The organism is Actinomyces urogenitalis DSM 15434 (genome assembly GCF_000159035.1).
Classification (GTDB): Bacteria; Actinomycetota; Actinomycetes; order Actinomycetales; family Actinomycetaceae; genus Actinomyces; species Actinomyces urogenitalis.
The window spans coordinates 769,379-772,669 of sequence record NZ_DS999574.1 but is presented as its reverse complement, the minus strand read 5'-3'; the positions used below and the strand labels follow the sequence as shown (position 1 = coordinate 772,669).

Annotated in this window: 4 protein-coding genes; all 4 read right to left on the bottom strand. The window is 72.4% G+C overall.

All coding sequences use genetic code 11. From position 1 onward, the window contains the following. On the bottom strand, nucleotides 1–648 hold a 648-nt coding region (locus HMPREF0058_RS03365), incomplete at its 3' end, for a PH domain-containing protein (protein ID WP_006548275.1). Continuing rightward, a complete protein-coding gene (locus HMPREF0058_RS03360) occupies nucleotides 645–1,190 on the bottom strand; it encodes a PH domain-containing protein (protein WP_024036080.1) in 546 nt (181 codons plus the stop codon). The genes HMPREF0058_RS03365 and HMPREF0058_RS03360, both read right to left, overlap by 4 nt. Nucleotides 1,191–1,283: 93 nt before the next feature. Then, entirely contained in the window at nucleotides 1,284–1,781 is a 498-nt protein-coding gene (locus tag HMPREF0058_RS03355) for a DUF3180 family protein (protein ID WP_006548273.1), read from the bottom strand. Then, nucleotides 1,781–3,291 (bottom strand): 2-amino-4-hydroxy-6-hydroxymethyldihydropteridine diphosphokinase (folK, locus tag HMPREF0058_RS11705; protein ID WP_006548272.1); only part of this gene is annotated, 1,511 nt, incomplete at its 5' end. The genes HMPREF0058_RS03355 and folK, both read right to left, overlap by 1 nt.

The window sequence follows — 3,291 nt, the reverse complement described above, 5'->3', positions numbered from 1 at the left end:
CGCCGGCGCCGCCAGGGGCGACGCCGTGGCCGCCTCCGGCGCCTCAGCGCTCCCAGGCTCCTGGCTCGCCCGGTCAGAGGCTGCTCGCCCGGCTCCGTTGGTCTGCGCGCCAGCCGCCAGGTCAAGGATGAGGTCCCTCAGTTCCTCCAACCGCGCGGTGGGCAGGTAACCCAGCACCACCCGGGAGTCGCCGCTGCCGGCCACCTCGACCGTCAGCTGCCCGAGCCCGAAGACCCGGCCCAGCAACGGGTGGACGACGTCGACGGACTGGATCCGCGGCAGGCGCGCGATCCGCAGCTGCTTGGTCAGCACCCCCGAGCGCAGGTAGACACCGTCACGGTCCACGGCATAGGTCTTGTAACGCCAGCCCAGGAACAAGGCGATGCCCAGGAGCACCAGGACCGCTCCCACTGCAGGAAGGATCCACACCAGCTGGGACTGGCTGAAGGGCAGGCCCTCCTTGGAGATGGCCTGGTAGGCCTGGTAGGCCTCATCCGCGTTCTGGTAGGTGAGGAAGGCCAGGAGCGCGGCAATGACCTTCCACCCCTCCAGCAGCGGGGTGACGGGGTGCATGCGCTGCCACTGGAGTCCTTGCGGCAGGCTGATCGAGCGCTCGGCCGCGTCCGTGCCGTTCTTCCTGACGCTCACAGCCCGCTCATCCTCTCCTCGCCGCGCTCGGACAGCAGCTGGCGCAGGTGCTCGGCCTCAGCCACCGGCAGGCCGTTGATCGTGGCGTCAGTGGAGGCCGAGGCCGTGTGGAGCTTGACCTCCGCGATACCGAGGTGGCGGGCCAGCGGGCCCTGGGAGGTGTCCACGAACTGCATGCGTCCGTAGGGGACCACCGAGAGGTGACGAAACATGATGCCCTTGCGCCACAGCAGGTGGTCCTCCCCCAGCGCGTAGCCCATGGCACGCACCTGGCGAGGAATGAGCCAGGCCTCCCACAAGGTGGTCGCCGTCGTCGCGCCCGCTCCCAGGAACCACCAGTGGCTGTGCATGGCGCCGAGTACGAGGAAGACGATGATGACCACGGCGTCGAAGCCGAGGTTGACCGTCAGGCGGGCAGTGATCAGCTTGGGCGAAACGGGGCGAAACTCCACGCCCTCAGGCTTGAAAGGCGAGACGGAGGCGGGATCGGCGGGCCGGCCGGGCTCAGGGGCAGTGGACTCGGTCGGACGGGAAGCAGTCACGGTGGCTCCTTGCGGGGGCTGGGGTTTCCAGCCTCTCACGCCAGCACGTCTGCCCGCCTCCTCCGCCAGGAGGAAGCCCCTCCTTCGCCAGGCTCAGGCCGTCGCGCCGCCGCTGGGTAGCGCCGAGCCGGACGAGCCGTCCTCGTCGTCGTCATCGCTCATGTCGATCGCGCACCAGTGCTCGACCACCACGCCTGCCACGCACCACGCCAGGGAGGCGATCAGGCAGCCACCGGCGGTCCATCCCAGGGTGTCCATCGCTGGGGAAGCCGGAGCGATCAGTGCCACCGCCAGCTCAGCTGCGTAGACGCCGGCCACGATGGCGCCGACGATGGCCGAGGCCTGGGCGGCGGCCGCGGTGGTCGCGGCACCGGTCGGCGTCATCCAGGTCGGGCGGTGCTCCCGCATGCGGCGCACGGCGTGGCCGGCCACGAGCACTACCAGAGCCACCGCGAGGGCCACCGCCGCTCCCCAGGGGGTGAGGGCAGGGACCCAGCCACGGTGACGCAGCACAAGGTCCAGGGCGACCCAGCTGACGACGGCCGACGTGGCGAAGCACGCGAGGACGCCGGTCCAGCGCGTGCGGCGCATCAGGACTGTCCGTCCCGTCCGCCGATCACCTCGTCCCAGCCAAGCGGCTGCGCCCACTCCTCCTTGCCGTCCGCGTCCACGGCCGTGGGGAAGGCAGCGGGGTCCGGTGTGAGCGCTGAGGTGTCATTAGTCTCCGAAGACGGCACGGCAGCAGGGTCAGGGGTTGAGGTCGACGGCGGAGCCGGGGGCACCGGGGGCGCGGGAACCGCAGAGGCAGGCCAGGCCGGGGAGGACGCCGAGGCGGGGGCAGGGACCTCGGGGCTGGGGGCTACCTCGTCCACAGGTGCGGCAGCGAGGTCCGCCTCAGGCACGCTCAGCTCCTCGCGTGCCGGCTCCGGCGCGGGTGCGGGCTCAGGATCCGCCTCAGGCGCAGGCTCTGGAACCGGAGCAGGCTCCGGGACTGGCGCGAGTGCGGGCTCTGGCACGGGTGCAGGCTCAGGGGCAGGGGCAGGCTCGGCAGGCGCCTCGGGAGCGGGCGCCGCAGCTGCCTCCTGCTGAGCCACTGGGGCCTCCTGGGGCAGCGGCGGCGCCACGTACTGGCCGGTCGGCAGGGCAGGCAGGTGGTCGGAGTCCAGCCAGTCCAGGGCGAGCCAACGCACACCCTCACGGTCAGGAGCGACCTCTGCCAGGGCGGCCACGGACTGGTCCCCGATCTCAGCGAAGGGATCTGCCTGGGCCCAGGGCACCAGGACAAAGGCGCGCTGGGCGGCAGCAGGATGCGGCAGCGTGAGCTCGGGGTCGGTCGAGGACACACCCTCGTAGGTAATGATGTCCGCGTCCAGGGTGCGCGGACCCTTGGGCTCGGTGCGCACGCGGCCGGCATCAGCCTCCAGGCCCTGGCACACGGCCAGGAGCTCGCGCGGAGCAAGGGTCGTCGTCACCAGGACCACCGTGTTGAGGTAGTCGGGCTGCTCGGCTCCCCCCTCAGGGACGACGGCGGCCGTGCGGGCCAGAGGGGCCACGTCAGTGATTGTCACGCCCGGCGTCGAGCGCAGTGTGCTCACGGCCTGGCGCAGCGCCGGGACAACACCTCCCACGTTGCCGCCCAGGGCGATGACGGCCTCGACCGCCTGCTCCGGGGTCTGCGCCAGCAGGTCGCGTGGAGCCGGCGGTGCGGGAGCAGGCTCAGGGGCTGGCGCCGGGGCCTGCCCACCCTGGTCAGCCGGCATCGGCTCCGCGGACGCGGCAGACTCCTGCGCGACCTCCTCCTGCCCAGCCTCATCCTGCGCGGGCTCGGTCAGTGGCGCCGCCAGGTCCTCGGACGCGGCCTCCTCCTGTACCGGTACCGCGGCGTCCTCGTCCAGCAGTCCCACGGCCTCAGCCATGCCGGCGGCACCGGCCAGCCCGACGGCGGAGGCCACCGCTCCGGCTCCCAGCGCGTCAGCCGGAGCGGGCGGCTCCGGCGCGATCCCTGCGATGAGCGCATCCTGAACCTGGACGGCGAGCGGCGCCTCGGGAAGCTCCTGCGCCAGGGGCGAGGAGTCCTCCACCGCCGGGGGCGCCGCCGCAG

Coding starts and splice junctions, on each gene's coding strand:
- HMPREF0058_RS03355 (WP_006548273.1), bottom strand. CDS start 1,781: ATGCGCCGCACGCGCTGGACCGGCGTCCTCGCGTGCTTCGCCACGTCG.